The organism is Arthrobacter sp. Soil_N43 (assembly GCF_057655195.1).
This window is the reverse complement of record NZ_JBDGML010000127.1, coordinates 1-14,826: the sequence shown is the minus strand read 5'-3', so window position 1 is coordinate 14,826 and position 14,826 is coordinate 1. Positions and strand designations below refer to the sequence as shown.

Here is a 14,826-nt window from a genome sequence, read left to right as displayed (position 1 = left end):
CGGGCGGTCACCTTCGCTGGAAGGTGACCGGCCGCCGTCGTTCTTTATTCGGATTTAGATGTTAAACCCGAGGGCGCGCATCTGATCCTTGCCGTCATCGGTGATCCGCTCAGGGCCCCATGGCGGCATCCACACCCAGTTCAGGCGCCACTCGTCCACGACGCCGTCGAGCGCCTTGCCGACCTGCTCTTCAAGCACATCGGTCAGCGGGCAAGCCGCGGTGGTGAGGGTCATGTCGATCAGCAGGGCGCCGTCGTCCTCGGAGTACTTCAGACCGTACAGCAGCCCAAGGTCCACGATGTTGACCCCGAGCTCGGGGTCGATGACATCCTTGAGTGCCTCTTCGACTTCATCCAGCCCGGTGCGGGCTGCGTCGATTTCTGTCATGGCGTGTCCTTACTAGGCCTGGGCTGCGGCTGCAGCAATCGTGGCTGCTCCGGCGCCCTTGGCGTAGCGGTCGTAGCCTTCTTCTTCAAGGCGGTCGGCGAGCTCCGGGCCGCCCTCTTCAACAACCTGGCCGTCAACGAAGACGTGGACGAACTCAGGCTTGATGTAGCGCAGGATGCGGGTGTAGTGCGTGATGAGCAGCGTGCCCATGTTGCCTGCGGCGTGGGCGCGGTTGACGCCTTCGGAGACAACCTTGAGCGCGTCGACGTCCAGACCGGAGTCGGTCTCGTCCAGCACGGCGAACTTGGGCTTGAAGAGCTCGAGCTGGAGGATCTCCACGCGCTTCTTTTCGCCGCCCGAGAAGCCTTCGTTGACGTTGCGCTGGGCGAAGTCGGCGTCGATGCGCAGCTGCTGCATGGCGGCCTTGACGTCCTTGGTCCAGGTGCGGAGCGCCGGTGCCTGGCCGTCGATGGCCGTCTTGGCCGTGCGCAGGAAGTTGGTCATGGTCACGCCGGGGACCTCCACCGGGTACTGCATGGCCAGGAAGAGGCCGGCGCGGGCACGCTCGTCAACGCTCATGGCGAGGACGTCTTCGCCGTCCAGGGTGATGGTGCCGCCCGTGACGTTGTAGCGGGGGTGGCCGGCGATGGTGGACGCCAGGGTGGACTTGCCCGAGCCGTTGGGGCCCATGATGGCGTGGGTCTCACCCGTGCGGATGGTCAGGCTGACGCCCTTCAGGATCTCCTTGGTGCCCTGCTCGGTGTCGATGCTGACGTGCAGGTCCTTGATCTCAAGAGTAGACATGTGTCTTGTTCTCCTCTGCACCCTGCCCTTGCGGCGGCGGTGCGGTCTTTGGTCTGGAAGTTGGTGGGTCTTCGTACAGGCGGGTCAGGGCTAGCTGAAGTTCGGGGCCTCGGCGCCGTTCAGGACATTGGTGAAGTCGACGTAAACTTCGTCTCCGACAATCTCCACCGCGAACACGGGAACGGGGTCGTAGGCCGGCAGCTGGAGCGGTTCGCCTGTGCGCAGGTCGAACTGCGAACCGTGGCCCCAGCATTCGATGGCACAGCCCTCGACCTCACCCTCGGAGAGGGAGATGTCCGCGTGCGAGCAGGTGTCCCCAATGGCGTGGATCTCACCCATGGAGTCCTTGACGATCGCGACGGGGTAGTCGTCGATCAGGATCCGCAGGGCCTGCTTGGGCTGGATCTCGTTGACGTTGCATACGAGTTCGCCCTTTGGCTGTTCAGTCATCCGTTGTCCTGTACTTTCCGGCTGCTTAGGAATTCGTGGCGGCGAGTTCGCGCTCAACAGCCTCGGTCAGGCGCTCTTCGAGAGCCGGGACCTTGATCTGCTGGATGATCTCGTTGAGGAAGCCGCGGACGACGAGCCGTCGCGCCACCTCTTCCGGAATGCCGCGGGCCATCAGGTAGAACAGGTGTTCGTCGTCGAAACGACCGGTGGAGCTTGCGTGTCCGGCACCTTCGATAAGACCGGTTTCGATCTCGAGGTTCGGTACCGAGTCCGCGCGGCAGCCGTCCGTGAGCACGAGGTTCTGGTTCTTCTCGTACGAGTCGGTGCCCAGGGCCTGCTTCTGGATCAGGACGTCGCCCACCCACACGGTGTGGGCGTTCTTGCCCTGCAGGGCGCCCTTGTACAGCACGTTGGACTTGCAGTTCGGTTCGTTGTGGTCAACGAAGGAGCGGTGCTCCAGGTGCTGGCCGGCGTCGGCGTAGTAGAGGCCCAGCAGTTCGGCTTCGGCGCCTTCGCCCGAGAAGCGGACGTTGGAGTTGAGCCGCACGATGGAGCCGCCCAGGGACACGGCGATGTGCTTGTACACAGCGTCCTTGCCCACCTGCGCGTCGTGCTGGCCCAGGTGCTTGGCGTCGTCTTCCCAGAGCTGCACCGAGATGACGGTGAGCTTTGCGCCCTCGCCGACGATGACTTCCAGGTTGCCGTTGTGGTCGGCCGCGCCGGTGTGCTCAACGATCACGACGCTGCGCGAATTTGCACCCGCCTCGAGCACGAAGTGCGCGTTGGAGCGGCGTCCGGCGCCGGCACCGTGGACCAGGATCTTCAGCGGCTCAGCCGGTTCGGCTTCCGCCGGGATGACCACGTGCAGGGCCTCGTCCGTGTTGGCGGAGGCGACGACGGCGGCACGGTCGGCCGGGGTCAGCACCGTTCCGCGCGGGGCGGCTCCCTTCGCGAGAGTGCCGCGGACATACCCCTCCGGCGCGTCCACGGTGAATGCCGCGGCGGGTTCCGGATCAACGTCAGTTGCCGTGTCCGAGAGCAGGTTGGCCAGCCCGCGGACCGGGCTGAAGCGCCATTCCTCCTCGCGGCCCGTGGGCAGCGCGAAGTCAGCAACGTCGAAGCTCGTGAGCCGCTCGGCGCGCGAGGACATCACGGTGACGCCGTGGTTGTGGCTGTGGTCAACCTTGGCGGAGACCAGGCCCTCGCCTTCCTCGGTGAACCCTGCGATGGAGGGGGCCCCGATGCGGGCCTTTTCAGTAGTAATTTCGGCAGTCATTAACCGACGGATCCTTCCATCTGGAGTTCAATGAGGCGGTTCAGCTCGAGGGCGTATTCCATCGGCAGCTCACGGGCGATCGGCTCAATGAAGCCGCGCACGATCATGGCCATGGCTTCGTCTTCACGCATGCCGCGGGACATGAGGTAGAAGAGCTGCTCTTCGGAAACGCGCGAGACCGTTGCCTCGTGACCCAGCTGGACGTCATCCTCGCGGATGTCGATGTACGGGTAGGTGTCCGAGCGGCTGATGGTGTCCACCAGCAGGGCGTCGCAACGCACGGTGTTGGCCGAGTGCTTGGCGCCTTCGCGGATCTGGACCAGGCCGCGGTAGGCTGCACGTCCGCCGCCGCGGGCCACGGACTTGGAGATGATGGAGCTCTTGGTGTTCGGCGCGATGTGGACCATCTTGGAGCCGGTGTCCTGGTGCTGGCCTTCGCCGGCGAACGCGATGGACAGGGTCTCACCCTTCGCGTGCTCGCCCGTCAGGTAGACGGCAGGGTACTTCATGGTGACCTTGGAGCCGATGTTGCCATCGATCCACTCCATGGTGGCGCCTTCTTCGCAGATGGCGCGCTTGGTCACCAGGTTGTACACGTTGTTGGACCAGTTCTGGATGGTGGTGTACCGGACGCGGGCGCCCTTCTTGACCACGATTTCCACGACGGCGGAGTGCAGCGAGTCCGAGGTGTAGATCGGCGCGGTGCAGCCCTCAATGTAGTGGACGTAGGAGTCCTCGTCCGCGATGATCAGCGTGCGCTCGAACTGGCCCATGTTTTCCGTGTTGATGCGGAAGTAGGCCTGCAGCGGAATGTCCACGTGGACGCCCTTGGGGACGTACACGAACGAGCCGCCGGACCACACGGCAGTGTTCAGCGAGGCAAACTTGTTGTCGCCCACCGGAATGATGGTGCCGAAGTACTCCTGGAAGATCTCCGGGTGCTCGCGCAGGGCAGTGTCCGTGTCCAGGAAGATGACGCCCTGGGCCTCAAGGTCCTCGCGGATCTGGTGGTACACAACTTCGGATTCGTACTGGGCTGCAACGCCGGAAACAAGGCGGCTGCGCTCTGCTTCCGGGATGCCGAGCTTCTCATACGTGTTGCGGATGTCCTCGGGGAGGTCTTCCCAGGTGGCAGCCTGCTTCTCCGTGGAACGAACGAAGTACTTGATGTTGTCGAAGTCGATCCCGGACAGGTCCGCACCCCAGGTGGGCATGGGCTTGCGGTCGAAGTACTTCAGGCCTTTGAGGCGCAGGTCCAGCATCCACTCCGGCTCGCTCTTCTTGGCCGAGATGTCGCGGACGACGTCCTCATTCAGGCCGCGCCGGGCGTTGGCGCCGACGTCGTTCTTGTCGGCCCAGCCGTACTCGTAGGTGCCGATCCCGTGCAGTTCGGGATTCTTCTCCAGAATCTCCGAAATGACAGCAGTCTCAGCAACCTTGTTCTCTGATAGTTGGTCCGTCATAGCGGCCTTTCTTGCAGATGGTTGGATACTTCATGCAGGGTGTCCTGCCCCGCTCCGGGGGCATCGGCCCCCGTCGCGGCCGGACGGCCTGTTGGTATGTGGGTGGTGCAGACGTGGCCGCCGCGCGCGAGTGTTGAAAGTCTGCGCACATCGACGCCGACGAGGCGCGAAAACATTTCCGTCTCGGCGTCGCAGAACACCGGGAACTGCGTGGCCAGCTGCTGGATGGGACAGTGTCCCTGGCACAGCTGCACGCTGGAAAGGGCGGCCGGCAACGGTGCCTTGGCCTCGATGGAGGCCGTGGAGGACACGAAGCCGTCGCGGGACAGGGCGGCGGAGAGCGCCTGCGCGCGGGCCGTGATGTCCGTCCCCGCCTGTTCAACTTCGGGGGCGTAGCGGCGTTCCATGTCAGCGAACCGCTCGACGGCGAATGCGCGGACCGCTTCGGCGCCGGCCATTTCCTCGAGCTGCCTCAGCGCCGAACTGGCGATGTTCAGGTAGTCATTGCCCAGCGTGGACTGGCCCTGGGAACTCAGCACGTAGCGGCGCGCGGGACGGCCGGCGCCTGTGCCCGCCCGTGCGACCCGCTTGACTTCGATGACGCCGGCGCGGGACAAATGGTCCAAGTGGCGGCGCACGGCAGCGGGAGTGAATCCGAGCAGGTCACCCAGCTCGGCAGCGCTGACGGGCCCGTGTTCCAGCACCGCGTTGAGGACGCGGTCGCGCGTGCGGTCGTCGCTGTCGGCCACCGGTGCTGTGGCACCGTGGGCAGCCGGCTTTCCACCGCGCAGCACGCTGACTCGCGCGCCAGGCCCGGCCGGAGGCAGGGACGTGGAGTTACTCATGGAATACACAACACAATCATGTCGTAATTTACTTCCCCCATCCAGTAAGGCAAGGCTGGCCTGCGGCGACGTCCTGGACGGAAGAAACAGTACTACTTCACGTAGAATGCTGGGGTGCGATCCCCCAAATCCCCCGTTCTTGCCATCAGCGGGCTCGTTAAGGACGTTGGTCCGCTGCCCACCCTCGATGGCAGGATGCTGAGGGTGGTGAGCGACGTCTCACTGGTCGCAGGACGCGGCGAGGTCACTGCGCTGCTCGGAGCCAACGGCGCCGGCAAGACCACCACCATCGAATGCGCCCAAGGACTGCAAAAGCGCTCCGGCGGAAGCATATCGCTGCTCGGACAGGATCCCGGCAACGCCGGCGCTGACCTGCGTTCCCGCGTAGGCGTGATGCTCCAGGAAGGCGGCCTCCCGCCGTCGGCCCGTCCCCTGCCGCTCCTCCGCCACATCGCCGGGATGTACCGCAATCCCAAGCCTATGGACGAACTCGTGGAGCGCCTCGGCATTGACACTTTCAGCCGGACCAGCGTCCGGCGGCTCTCCGGCGGCCAGAAGCAGCGGCTCGCCTTGGCCGCCGCCCTTATAGGCAACCCGGAAGTGCTGTTCCTGGACGAGCCCAGCGCCGGGCTCGATCCCCAGTCGCGCCAGCTCGTGTTCGGGCTGATCTCGGAGCTTCGCGACAGCGGGATGGGAATCATCCTGACCACCCATCTGATGGACGACGCCCAGCGGCTGGCCGACTACGTCTACATCATCGACGCCGGCAGGAACGTGGCTGAGGGCACCGTCGCCCAGCTGCTGCAGCACCAGACGCCCGAGATGACCCACAAGGGCCACGTCCGTACCCTGCATTTCGAAGCTTTGCCCGGCCTCGACTTCACCGGCGTTCTGCCTGCCGAGGTGGAAGTCCGGGAAACGCGGGCGGGTAGCTACTCGGCCACGGGTGCGCTCACCCCCGACGATCTTGCCGCGCTGACCGCCTGGTGGGCGCAGCACGGCGTGATGCCCGGATCGATGAGCATGGAGGCCCGCAGCCTCGAAGACGTTTTCCTCGACATCTCCGGAAGGGACGTCCGATGACATCCACGCTTGGCGGGCCCGCCGCTCCCCTCCTCCGCCGCATTGTCCTGCAGGGCAAATACGAAGCAGTCACCATGCTCCGAAACGGCGAACAGCTGATCCTGGCTGTCGTGCTTCCATTGCTGGCACTGGTCGGTCTCACCGTCACGCCGCTGCTGGACGGCATGGGCGACACCAGGGTCAACGTGGCCGTGCCGGGCATCCTCGCACTCTGCGCGATGTCCACGGCTTTCACCGGCCAGGGAATCTCGACGGGTTTTGACCGCCGCTACGGCGTGCTGCGCTTCCTGTCCACCACGCCGCTGGGGCGCACCGGGCTCATAGCCGGCAAGATCCTCGCTGTACTCGCCGTCCTCGCGCTGCAGGTCCTCGTGGTCTCCGCCGTTGCCTTCTCGCTTGGCTGGCGGCCGGATGCATCCGGCTGGGTCCCTGGCCTGAGCCTGCTGGTGCTGGGCGCCGCGGCGTTCACGGCGCTGGGCCTGCTGGTTGCCGGAACGGTGCGGCCCGAGGCCACCCTGGCGATCACCAACCTGCTGTGGATCCTCCTCGGGGCCCTCGGCGGCATCGTGATCCCCGCAGAGCGGCTGCCGCGCCTGGCCCAGGATGTCGTGCACCTGTTGCCTTCCGGGGCGCTCGGCCAAGGGCTGCGCGATGCGTTCCTGCTCGGTGCCGTCAATGGCGACGCTGTCCTTGTCCTGCTGCTCTGGCTGGTTCTCGCCGGTGCAGCAGCCATCCGTTGGTTCAAGTGGAATTGAGAAAAACAGTGAGCATCCCCCAGATCGTCAGCCGCGTGACGTCCAGGCTGCCGATAACCGTTGATGCCGCCGTCCGCCGGCTTGCGGTGCTGTCCCTGATCGGCCAGACGATCCTCGTGGTCACCGGCGGGGCCGTCCGCCTCACCGCCTCCGGTCTGGGATGCCCCACCTGGCCGCGCTGCACCGAAGCCTCGCTGGTCAACACGCCTGAAATGGGCATCCATGGCTTCATCGAGTTCGGCAACCGGCTGCTGACATTCGCCCTCGCGGCCGTGGCCGCCCTCATGCTCGTGTACCTGTGGAACCTGCGCAAGGAACGGAAGGACCTGTTCCTCCTGGCCCTGGGGCTCCTGGCCAGCATCCCGGCCCAGGCCGTCATCGGTGGCATCACGGTCCTCACCAGGCTGAACCCCTGGGTGGTGGGCCTGCACTTCCTCGTCTCCATGGCGCTGGTGGTGTTTGCCACGCTGCTCGTCAACCGGGCCTACGGACGTACCGGCCGCTTCATGACCCACACACTGCCTGCACTGCCCGGCGTCGCGCGTCCCGTGATGACCGCCGTCGCCGTGTTCTCCGCGCTGGCCGTCATGCTGGGTGTCGTGGTCACGGGCGCCGGGCCGCACGCCGGCGACGCCGAGGCGCCCCGCAACAACCTCGACTGGGACCTCTTTTCGCACATCCATGCCGTGCCCGCGTACCTGATCACTGCCGGGACGCTGTTCGCCTGCTACGTGGTCCTCCAGCGCCGCATCCAGGGGCCGTTCCGCTCGGCCGTCCTGATGCTCCTGGGCGTCACCCTGCTGCAGGCCGTCATCGGCTTCACCCAGTATTACAACGGCATTCCGGCCCTCCTCGTGGGCGCGCACATGCTCGGTGCAGCACTCCTCATGAGTGCCGCCACGAACGCCTGGGACATCGCGCGCTCCAGCCAGGCCCACTAGCCCCCGTCCCCACGCCCGGCCCCGGACGCTCCCTCACATCCTGCCGTCCCCCTCCCGGACGCTCCCTCACATCCTGCCGTCCCCTCCCCGGACGCTCCCTCACATCCTGCTGTCCAAGAGGAAACGCTCCCGCACTTGATGAACTGCGACCCGAAGGTTGGACCGGCTAAATAGGAGCCCCAAGCTGCAACGGCCAGGGCACTGCACATATAAGACTGCTCCCCGGGAGTCGGAACTGAATATCTCAGTCCAATTTCCGGGGAGCAGTCCGTGATGTGAGTGAGCGTCGGCCTGGCGACGCCCAAAAGTGAGGGAGCGTCGGGCCTTAGTCGGCGGGAAGTGAGGGAGGGTTGGGCTAGGCGCCCATGATGGCCGAACCCACGAAGGGGTCGACTGCCAGGGCGATGAACAGCAGCGTGAGGTAGCTGATGGAGCCGTGGAAGACCTTCATGGCGCCCTTGTCCGAGAGGTCCCCGCCCTGCGCCCGGTTGTACAGCGCATGCGATTCGTACAGGAACCAGGCACCGGCCAGGACCGCCGTCACGGTGTAGACCCACCCTGCCCCGCCGGCCGGAACCATAAGCAGGGAACACGCAACCATGGCCCATGCGTACAGGACCACCTGCACCGACACCACCCTGGCGCCGGCGATGGCGCCCAGCATGGGTACGTTGGCGTTCCGGTAGTCCTCGCCGTAGCGCATGGACAGCGGCCAGTAATGCGGGGGCGTCCACAGGAAGATCACCATGAACAGCACGACGGCGGGCCATTCGACCGTGTTGGTGACCGCCGACCAGGCGATCAGCACCGGGAAGCAGCCGGCGGCCCCGCCCCAGACGATGTTCTGTGCCGTGCGGCGCTTGAGGATCATGGTGTAAATCACCACGTAGAACAGGATGGCGCCGAGTCCGAGCCAGGCCGACAGCGGATTGGCACCGAACCAGAGAATGGCGATGGCGGCCGCGCCCAGGAGCCAGGCGAAAACCAGCGCTTCGCGCGGGGTGACTTCACCGGTAACCAGCGGTCGCTTTTCCGTACGGTGCATCAGCTTGTCGATGTCACGGTCGATGTAGCAGTTGAAGGCGCCCGCGCTGCCGGCCGCGAAAGCACCGCCCACGAGCGTGGCAAGGATCAGGCCGACGGACGGAAAGCCGCGCTGGGCATAGATCATCGTGGGAAGCGTGCTGACGAGCAGAAGTTCAATGACCCGCGGCTTGGTGAGAGCAAGGTACGCCTTGGCCTTGCGGGCTAGTCCGGCTCTTCCGTGGACCCTGGCTGAGGTCAGCGGCGTATCTGTTGTGCTCACGTTGGCAGTCACTCTGTTCTGTCTGGCGGTGTTGTCTGACTGATCTGCCCGAATCCTGGGTCCGGAATGATCCCTCAACGGCGGTTGACGGGCTGGAAAGTCCGCTGCGCGGTCCCTGCCTGTACGCCGGTGGCCTCCCGATATCATACCGCGGTCCCGCCTCCGTCCGCGGCACCCCCTCCACCGGGCAATTCGCGGAAAATGATTCCTCCGAGCCCGCTTCGATCACATTAACGCAGCGGCCCGGAAAAGACGGTTCACAAAACAAAAATTGCGTCCATTTAGTGAGATTTCAGCCGCCCGAAGTGTGGAATAGAGCTAAGCTGTCAGCAGATCAGCGCACGGTGGGAGCAGGGGAGAAACCGCATTCCCACTCCGTCCAGCGACTGAATAAGATCAACGTTTCAATGGTGAACGGCTGGTAGACAAAAATGCAGCGGGCACCAAACTGTGCCCTCCCGCGACCTGTCCTTACCGCCTGCCGTCAGCACAGAGAGGGGCCCGGATTCGTGCCACATTTGGAAGAGCAAGAACTGTCATGGACCGATCTGGACCAGCGCGCGGTTGACACTGTACGTGTCCTGGCCGCCGACGCCGTCGAAAAGGTGGGCAACGGCCACCCCGGCACCGCAATGAGCCTGGCTCCTGCCGCATACCTTCTCTTTCAGAAGATGATGCGCCACGACCCGCAGAACCCGGACTGGATCGGCCGTGACCGGTTCGTCCTGTCCCCCGGTCACACCTCCCTGACCCTGTACATCCAGCTGTTCCTCTCCGGGTACGGCCTGGAGCTGAAGGACCTGCAGGCGCTGCGCACCTGGGGCTCGCTGACCCCGGGGCACCCCGAGTACAAGCACACGGCCGGCGTGGAAATCACCACCGGCCCGCTGGGCCAGGGCCTGGCTTCCTCCGTGGGCTTCGCGTACTCCCAGCGCCGCCAGCGCGGCCTGTTTGACGCCGACGCCGCCCCCGGCACCAGCCCGTTCGACCACACCATCTGGGTCATCGCCTCCGACGGCGACCTTCAGGAAGGTGTCACGTCCGAGGCTTCGTCCCTAGCCGGCCACCAGGAACTCGGCAACCTCGTGGTTATCTACGATGAGAACCACATCTCCATTGAAGACGACACCGACATCGCCTTCACGGAGGACGTCCTCAAGCGCTACGAAGCCTACGGCTGGCACGTCCAGCGCGTGGACTGGACCAAGACCGGCGACTACAAGGAAGACGTCCAGGAGCTGTACGCGGCGCTTCTGGCCGCAAAGGCCGAGACGTCCAAGCCCTCCATCGTTTCGCTGCGCACCATCATCGGATACCCGGCCCCGAAGAAGCAGAACACCGGCAAGATCCACGGTTCCGCCCTCGGTTCCGAAGAAGTTGCTGCACTGAAGGAGGTCCTCGGCTTCGACCCCGAGAAGTCCTTCGAGGTGGACGAGGACGTACTGGCCCACGCCCGCTCGGTCGTGGACCGCGGGGCCCACGCCCGCAAGGAATGGGAAGAGTCCTTCGCCGCCTGGCAGTCCGCCAACCCGGACGCCGCGGCCCTGCTGGAGCGCGTCGAAGCCCGCAAGCTCCCGTCCGAACTGGACGCAGCCCTGCCGGTCTTCCCGGCCGGCAAGGACGTTTCCACCCGCGCCGCCTCCGGCAAGGTGCTCAACGCCATCGGCCCGGTCATGCCGGAACTGTGGGGCGGCTCGGCCGACCTCGCAGAGTCGAACAACACCACGATCGAAGGCTCGCCGTCGTTCGTGCCCGCCTCCAAGCAGACCGATGCCTGGTCCGGTAACCCCTATGGCCGTGTCCTGCACTTCGGCATCCGCGAGCACGCCGCTGCCTCGATCGTCAACGGCATCTCCCTGCACGGCAAGACCCGGGCGTTCTCCGGTACGTTCCTGATTTTCAGCGACTACCAGCGCCCGGCTATCCGCCTCGGTGCGCTCATGGGCGTGCCGTCGCTGTACGTGTGGACGCACGACTCCATCGGCCTGGGCGAGGACGGCCCCACCCACCAGCCGGTTGAGCAGCTGTCCTCCCTCCGCGCCATTCCGGGCCTGGACGTGGTCCGCCCCGGCGACGCCAACGAAGTCTCGGCAGCGTGGAAGGCCATGCTGGCGAACCACGAGAACCCGGCCGGCATCGTCCTGACCCGCCAGAACATCCCCACCTACGAGCGGGGCGACGGAAACGCGGAGGGTGACACCTTCGGTTCCACCGCCGGCGTGGCCAAGGGCGGATACGTCCTGGCCGAAGCCTCCAAGGACGGCAAGACCGTGGACGCCCAGGTCATCCTGATCGGCACCGGTTCCGAGGTCCAGCTCGCCGTCCAGGCCCGCGAAGCACTCCAGGCCGAGGGCATCGCCACCCGCGTGGTTTCCATGCCGTGCGTTGAGTGGTTCAACAAGCAGGACGCCGCGTACCGCGAGGCAGTCCTGCCCGCAGCAGTCAAGGCCCGTGTGTCCGTCGAAGCCGGCCTGGCCCTGGGCTGGAAGGAATTCGTCGGCGACGCCGGACGCTCCATCAGCCTCGAGCACTACGGCGCCTCGGCAGACTACAAGCGGCTCTTCCAGGAATTCGGCATCACGGCAGAAGCTGTCGCCGCTGCCGCCAAGGATTCCCTCGCCGGACTCCAGTCCTGACAGCACCCCACAGTTTCAAGGAGAAATGAAATGACTACCACTCCCACGCAGCAGCTCTCCGACGCCGGCGTTTCCATCTGGCTCGATGACCTCTCCCGCGGCCGCCTGAAGACGGGCACCCTGCAGAAGCTCATCGAGGAGAAGAACGTTGTAGGTGTCACCACGAACCCCAGCATCTTCCACGCCGCCATCACGACCGGCCACGACTACGACGCCGTCATCGCCAAAGAGGCAGCGGCAGGCGCCACCATCGAGGAAACCATCTTCGAAATCACCACCACGGACGTCGCCGACGCCTGCGACCTGTTCGCACCGGTCGCCGCGGCGACCAACGGTGTTGACGGCCGCGTCTCCATCGAGGTGGACCCCCGCCTCGCCTGGGACACCGCCGGAACCATCGCCGAAGCCAAGCACCTGTACAAGAAGGTCGGCCGCGACAACGTCCTCATCAAAATCCCTGCCACCCTCGAAGGCCTCGAAGCCATCACGGCAACCCTCGCCGAAGGAATCAGCGTCAACGTGACGCTGATCTTCTCCCTGGAGCGGTACCGCGCCGTCATCAACGCGTTCCAGTCCGGCCTGGAGCAGGCCAAGGACAACGGCCACGACCTCTCCAAGATCCACTCCGTCGCCTCGTTCTTCGTTTCCCGCGTGGACACCGAAATCGACAAGCGCCTCAACGCCATCGGCACCGACGAGGCGAAGGCTCTCAAGGGCAAGGCGGGCGTGGCCAACGCCCGCCTGGCCTACCAGGACTACGAGGAGCAGTTCTCCACCGAGCGCTGGGCCGTGCTGGCGGAAGCCGGCGCCCTGCCGCAGCGTCCGCTGTGGGCCTCCACGGGCGTGAAGGACCCGGCCTACCCGGACACCCTCTACGTCACCGAGCTCGTCGCCCCCGGTGTTGTGAACACCATGCCGGAGAAGACCCTGGACGCCACCTTTGACCACGGCGTGGTCACCGGCGACACCGTGACCGGCACCTACGAGGAAGCAAACGCCACTCTCAACGCGCTGGAGGCCCTCGGTGTTTCCTACAACGACGTTGTGGCCCTGCTCGAATCGGAAGGCCTCGACAAGTTCGTCGCCAGCTGGAAGGAACTGCTGGCCGACGTCGAGGGCGCCCTCGCCAACGCACGGAAGGCTTCCTAATACACGATGAGCACACTCAGCTACGACGCCACCGGCGCCGCCCGGAAGGCCCTTGAGCAGCACCTGCCCGCCCTGGTGGAGGACCGCATTGCCACCCGGATCTTCGCCAAGGACCACACCCTGTGGGGTCCCGATGCAGAAGCCGAGTCGTCAGTCCGGCTGGGCTGGGTCGAGGCGGCCACCGTCTCGCAGCCCCTCGTGGACGGCATCTTGGAGCTCCGCGATGCCCTCAAGGCCGAAGGCGTTACGCGCATAGTCCTGTGTGGCATGGGCGGCTCCTCGCTTGCCCCTGAAGTCATCGCCGGCACCGCTGGCGTCGAGCTGACCGTGCTGGACAGCACCGACCCCGAACAGGTTGGCGCTGCCCTCGCGGACCGGCTCTCGGAGACCGCAATCGTGGTGTCTTCGAAGTCCGGTTCAACCCTGGAAACCGATTCGCAGCGGCGGATCTTCGAGCACGCTTTCACTGAGGCCGGCATCGATGCCAAGAGCCGGATCATCATCGTCACCGACCCGGGCTCACCGCTGGACAAGGCCTCCCGCGAGGCCGGATACCGTGCCATCTTCAACGCGGACCCCAACGTGGGCGGCCGCTACTCCGCCTTGACCGCGTTCGGACTGGTCCCGTCCGGCCTGGCAGGCGTGGACATCCAGTCGTTCCTGGACGAAGCGGAGGAAGCCGCGGAAATCCTCAACGAGGACGCCCTGGAGAACATCGGCCTCGCACTCGGCACGGCCCTGGGAGGGACCAACCCTCTGCGGGACAAGATCGTCATCGCCGAAGACGGTTCGGGCATCGTCGGCTTCGCTGACTGGGCCGAACAGCTCATCGCCGAATCCACCGGCAAGCTCGGCACCGGCGTCCTTCCGGTCGTCGCTGGCCCCTCTGCGCCGGAGGTCTCCTCCGGCGCCGAGGACGTACTGGTGGTGCGGCTGGTAGGTGCGGATGCCGACGTCGAACTCGGCGAAAACGAAGTTGCCATCGCCGGCGGCCTCGCCGCCCAGATGATGGTGTGGGAGTTCGCCACGGCCGTGGCCGGGCGCCTCCTGGGCATCAACCCCTTCGACCAGCCCGACGTGGAAGCCGCCAAGGTGGCGGCCCGCGGCCTGCTCGACGCCCAGCCGGAACCGACGCCGGCGGCCTTCACCGACGGTGCCATTGAGGTCCGCGGCGGTGAATGGCTGGGGAGCGCCGGCACGGCAGCCGAGGCAGTCTCGGCCCTGCTCTCGCAGCTGGACACCAATGGCTACCTCAGCGTCCAGGCCTACTTTGACCGCCTGGCGTACTCGCAGCTGGAGGGAATTCGCGACGAACTCGCCCAGCTGAGCCGTCGTCCGGTCACTTTCGGCTGGGGACCGCGCTTCCTCCACTCCACTGGCCAGTTCCACAAGGGCGGCCCTGCGATCGGTGTGTTCCTGCAGGTCACGGCGGCTTCCACCGAGGACCTCGCCATTCCGGAGCGCCCGTTCACTTTTGGGGAGCTGATCGCCGCTCAGGCTGCCGGCGACGCCCAGGTGCTGAGCGAACACGGCCGCCCTGTCCTCCGCCTCCACCTCACGGAGCGCGCAGCGGGCGTGGCCCAGCTTCAGGAGATTGTTTCGTCGCTTGCCGCCCGGGCAGCATCCGCCACCGAAAGCTAAGGCGCTTAATTAACCATGCCAGATACCTTGAACGGCAGAAGGACTGCGTTCCGGAGCGGGAATCCGTTGCGGGATCCGCGGGATCGTCGT

At 65.7% G+C, this 14,826-nt stretch carries 13 protein-coding genes; 6 read left to right on the top strand and 7 right to left on the bottom strand.

Translation table 11 applies throughout. The annotated features are described in order from the left end of the window. Positions 1 to 54: 54 nt before the first annotated feature. The 6 genes from AC3A3W_RS20985 to AC3A3W_RS20960 form a co-directional block, all read right to left on the bottom strand. Entirely contained in the window at positions 55 to 387 is a 333-nt protein-coding gene (locus AC3A3W_RS20985; protein WP_205652068.1) for a metal-sulfur cluster assembly factor, read from the bottom strand. Between the two features lie 12 nt (positions 388 to 399). Then, the gene (gene sufC, locus AC3A3W_RS20980; RefSeq protein ID WP_205652069.1) at positions 400 to 1,191 is read right to left on the bottom strand and encodes a Fe-S cluster assembly ATPase SufC; all 792 of its coding nucleotides are present in this window, start codon (positions 1,189 to 1,191) and stop codon (positions 400 to 402) included. A 90-nt stretch (positions 1,192 to 1,281) separates the two neighbouring features. After that, complete coding sequence (locus AC3A3W_RS20975; protein WP_487445053.1) at positions 1,282 to 1,641, bottom strand: non-heme iron oxygenase ferredoxin subunit; 360 nt, start codon at positions 1,639 to 1,641, stop codon at positions 1,282 to 1,284. 25 nt (positions 1,642 to 1,666) lie between these two features. After that, positions 1,667 to 2,917 (bottom strand): Fe-S cluster assembly protein SufD, encoded by a 1,251-nt coding sequence (gene sufD / locus AC3A3W_RS20970; protein ID WP_487445052.1) that lies wholly within the window; start codon positions 2,915 to 2,917, stop codon positions 1,667 to 1,669. Beyond that, positions 2,917 to 4,380 (bottom strand): Fe-S cluster assembly protein SufB, encoded by a 1,464-nt coding sequence (gene sufB, locus AC3A3W_RS20965; protein WP_205652072.1) that lies wholly within the window; start codon positions 4,378 to 4,380, stop codon positions 2,917 to 2,919. Before sufB ends, sufD begins: the two co-directional genes overlap by 1 nt. Continuing rightward, positions 4,377 to 5,234 carry a helix-turn-helix transcriptional regulator gene (locus AC3A3W_RS20960; RefSeq protein ID WP_487445051.1) on the bottom strand — a complete coding sequence of 286 codons (858 nt, stop codon included), beginning with the start codon at positions 5,232 to 5,234 and terminating at the stop codon, positions 4,377 to 4,379. Before AC3A3W_RS20960 ends, sufB begins: the two co-directional genes overlap by 4 nt. A 105-nt stretch (positions 5,235 to 5,339) precedes the next feature. Between AC3A3W_RS20960 and AC3A3W_RS20955 the strand changes: the two genes are divergently transcribed. From AC3A3W_RS20955 to AC3A3W_RS20945, 3 genes are read left to right on the top strand one after another with little or no spacing between them, the layout of a single operon-like run. Next, positions 5,340 to 6,308 carry an ABC transporter ATP-binding protein gene (locus AC3A3W_RS20955; RefSeq protein ID WP_487445050.1) on the top strand — a complete coding sequence of 323 codons (969 nt, stop codon included), beginning with the start codon at positions 5,340 to 5,342 and terminating at the stop codon, positions 6,306 to 6,308. After that, positions 6,305 to 7,063: an ABC transporter permease gene (locus AC3A3W_RS20950; RefSeq protein WP_487445049.1), complete on the top strand. Its 759-nt coding sequence runs from the start codon at positions 6,305 to 6,307 to the stop codon at positions 7,061 to 7,063. The genes AC3A3W_RS20955 and AC3A3W_RS20950 overlap by 4 nt, the downstream gene beginning before the upstream one ends. Before the next feature lie 8 nt (positions 7,064 to 7,071). Continuing rightward, entirely contained in the window at positions 7,072 to 8,004 is a 933-nt protein-coding gene (locus AC3A3W_RS20945) for a COX15/CtaA family protein (RefSeq protein WP_487445048.1), read from the top strand. Positions 8,005 to 8,359: 355 nt separating this feature from the next. Here AC3A3W_RS20945 and AC3A3W_RS20940 read toward each other — a convergent pair whose 3' ends face one another. After that, on the bottom strand, positions 8,360 to 9,322 hold the full coding sequence (locus AC3A3W_RS20940; protein ID WP_205652076.1) for a heme o synthase: 963 nt from the start codon (positions 9,320 to 9,322) through the stop codon (positions 8,360 to 8,362). 506 nt (positions 9,323 to 9,828) lie between these two features. On the opposite strand from AC3A3W_RS20940, the gene tkt reads away from it, so the two are divergent. From tkt to AC3A3W_RS20925, 3 genes are read left to right on the top strand one after another with little or no spacing between them, the layout of a single operon-like run. Further along, positions 9,829 to 11,946 carry a transketolase gene (tkt, locus tag AC3A3W_RS20935; RefSeq protein WP_487445054.1) on the top strand — a complete coding sequence of 706 codons (2,118 nt, stop codon included), beginning with the start codon at positions 9,829 to 9,831 and terminating at the stop codon, positions 11,944 to 11,946. A gap of 30 nt (positions 11,947 to 11,976) precedes the next feature. Then, complete coding sequence (gene tal / locus AC3A3W_RS20930) at positions 11,977 to 13,095, top strand: transaldolase (protein ID WP_487445047.1); 1,119 nt, start codon at positions 11,977 to 11,979, stop codon at positions 13,093 to 13,095. A 6-nt stretch (positions 13,096 to 13,101) separates the two neighbouring features. After that, the gene (locus tag AC3A3W_RS20925) at positions 13,102 to 14,736 is read left to right on the top strand and encodes a glucose-6-phosphate isomerase (protein WP_487445046.1); all 1,635 of its coding nucleotides are present in this window, start codon (positions 13,102 to 13,104) and stop codon (positions 14,734 to 14,736) included. The last annotated feature ends 90 nt before the right edge of the window (positions 14,737 to 14,826 follow it).

What these genes read in the sequence shown, in the direction of transcription:
- AC3A3W_RS20985 (WP_205652068.1), bottom strand. Translation starts at nt 387, where the DNA reads ATGACAGAAATCGACGCAGCCCGCACCGGGCTGGATGAAGTCGAAGAG.
- sufC (WP_205652069.1), bottom strand. Translation starts at nt 1,191, where the DNA reads ATGTCTACTCTTGAGATCAAGGACCTGCACGTCAGCATCGACACCGAG.
- AC3A3W_RS20975 (WP_487445053.1), bottom strand. Translation starts at nt 1,641, where the DNA reads ATGACTGAACAGCCAAAGGGCGAACTCGTATGCAACGTCAACGAGATC.
- sufD (WP_487445052.1), bottom strand. Translation starts at nt 2,917, where the DNA reads ATGACTGCCGAAATTACTACTGAAAAGGCCCGCATCGGGGCCCCCTCC.
- sufB (WP_205652072.1), bottom strand. Translation starts at nt 4,380, where the DNA reads ATGACGGACCAACTATCAGAGAACAAGGTTGCTGAGACTGCTGTCATT.
- AC3A3W_RS20950 (WP_487445049.1), top strand. Translation starts at nt 6,305, where the DNA reads ATGACATCCACGCTTGGCGGGCCCGCCGCTCCCCTCCTCCGCCGCATT.
- tal (WP_487445047.1), top strand. Translation starts at nt 11,977, where the DNA reads ATGACTACCACTCCCACGCAGCAGCTCTCCGACGCCGGCGTTTCCATC.
- AC3A3W_RS20925 (WP_487445046.1), top strand. Translation starts at nt 13,102, where the DNA reads ATGAGCACACTCAGCTACGACGCCACCGGCGCCGCCCGGAAGGCCCTT.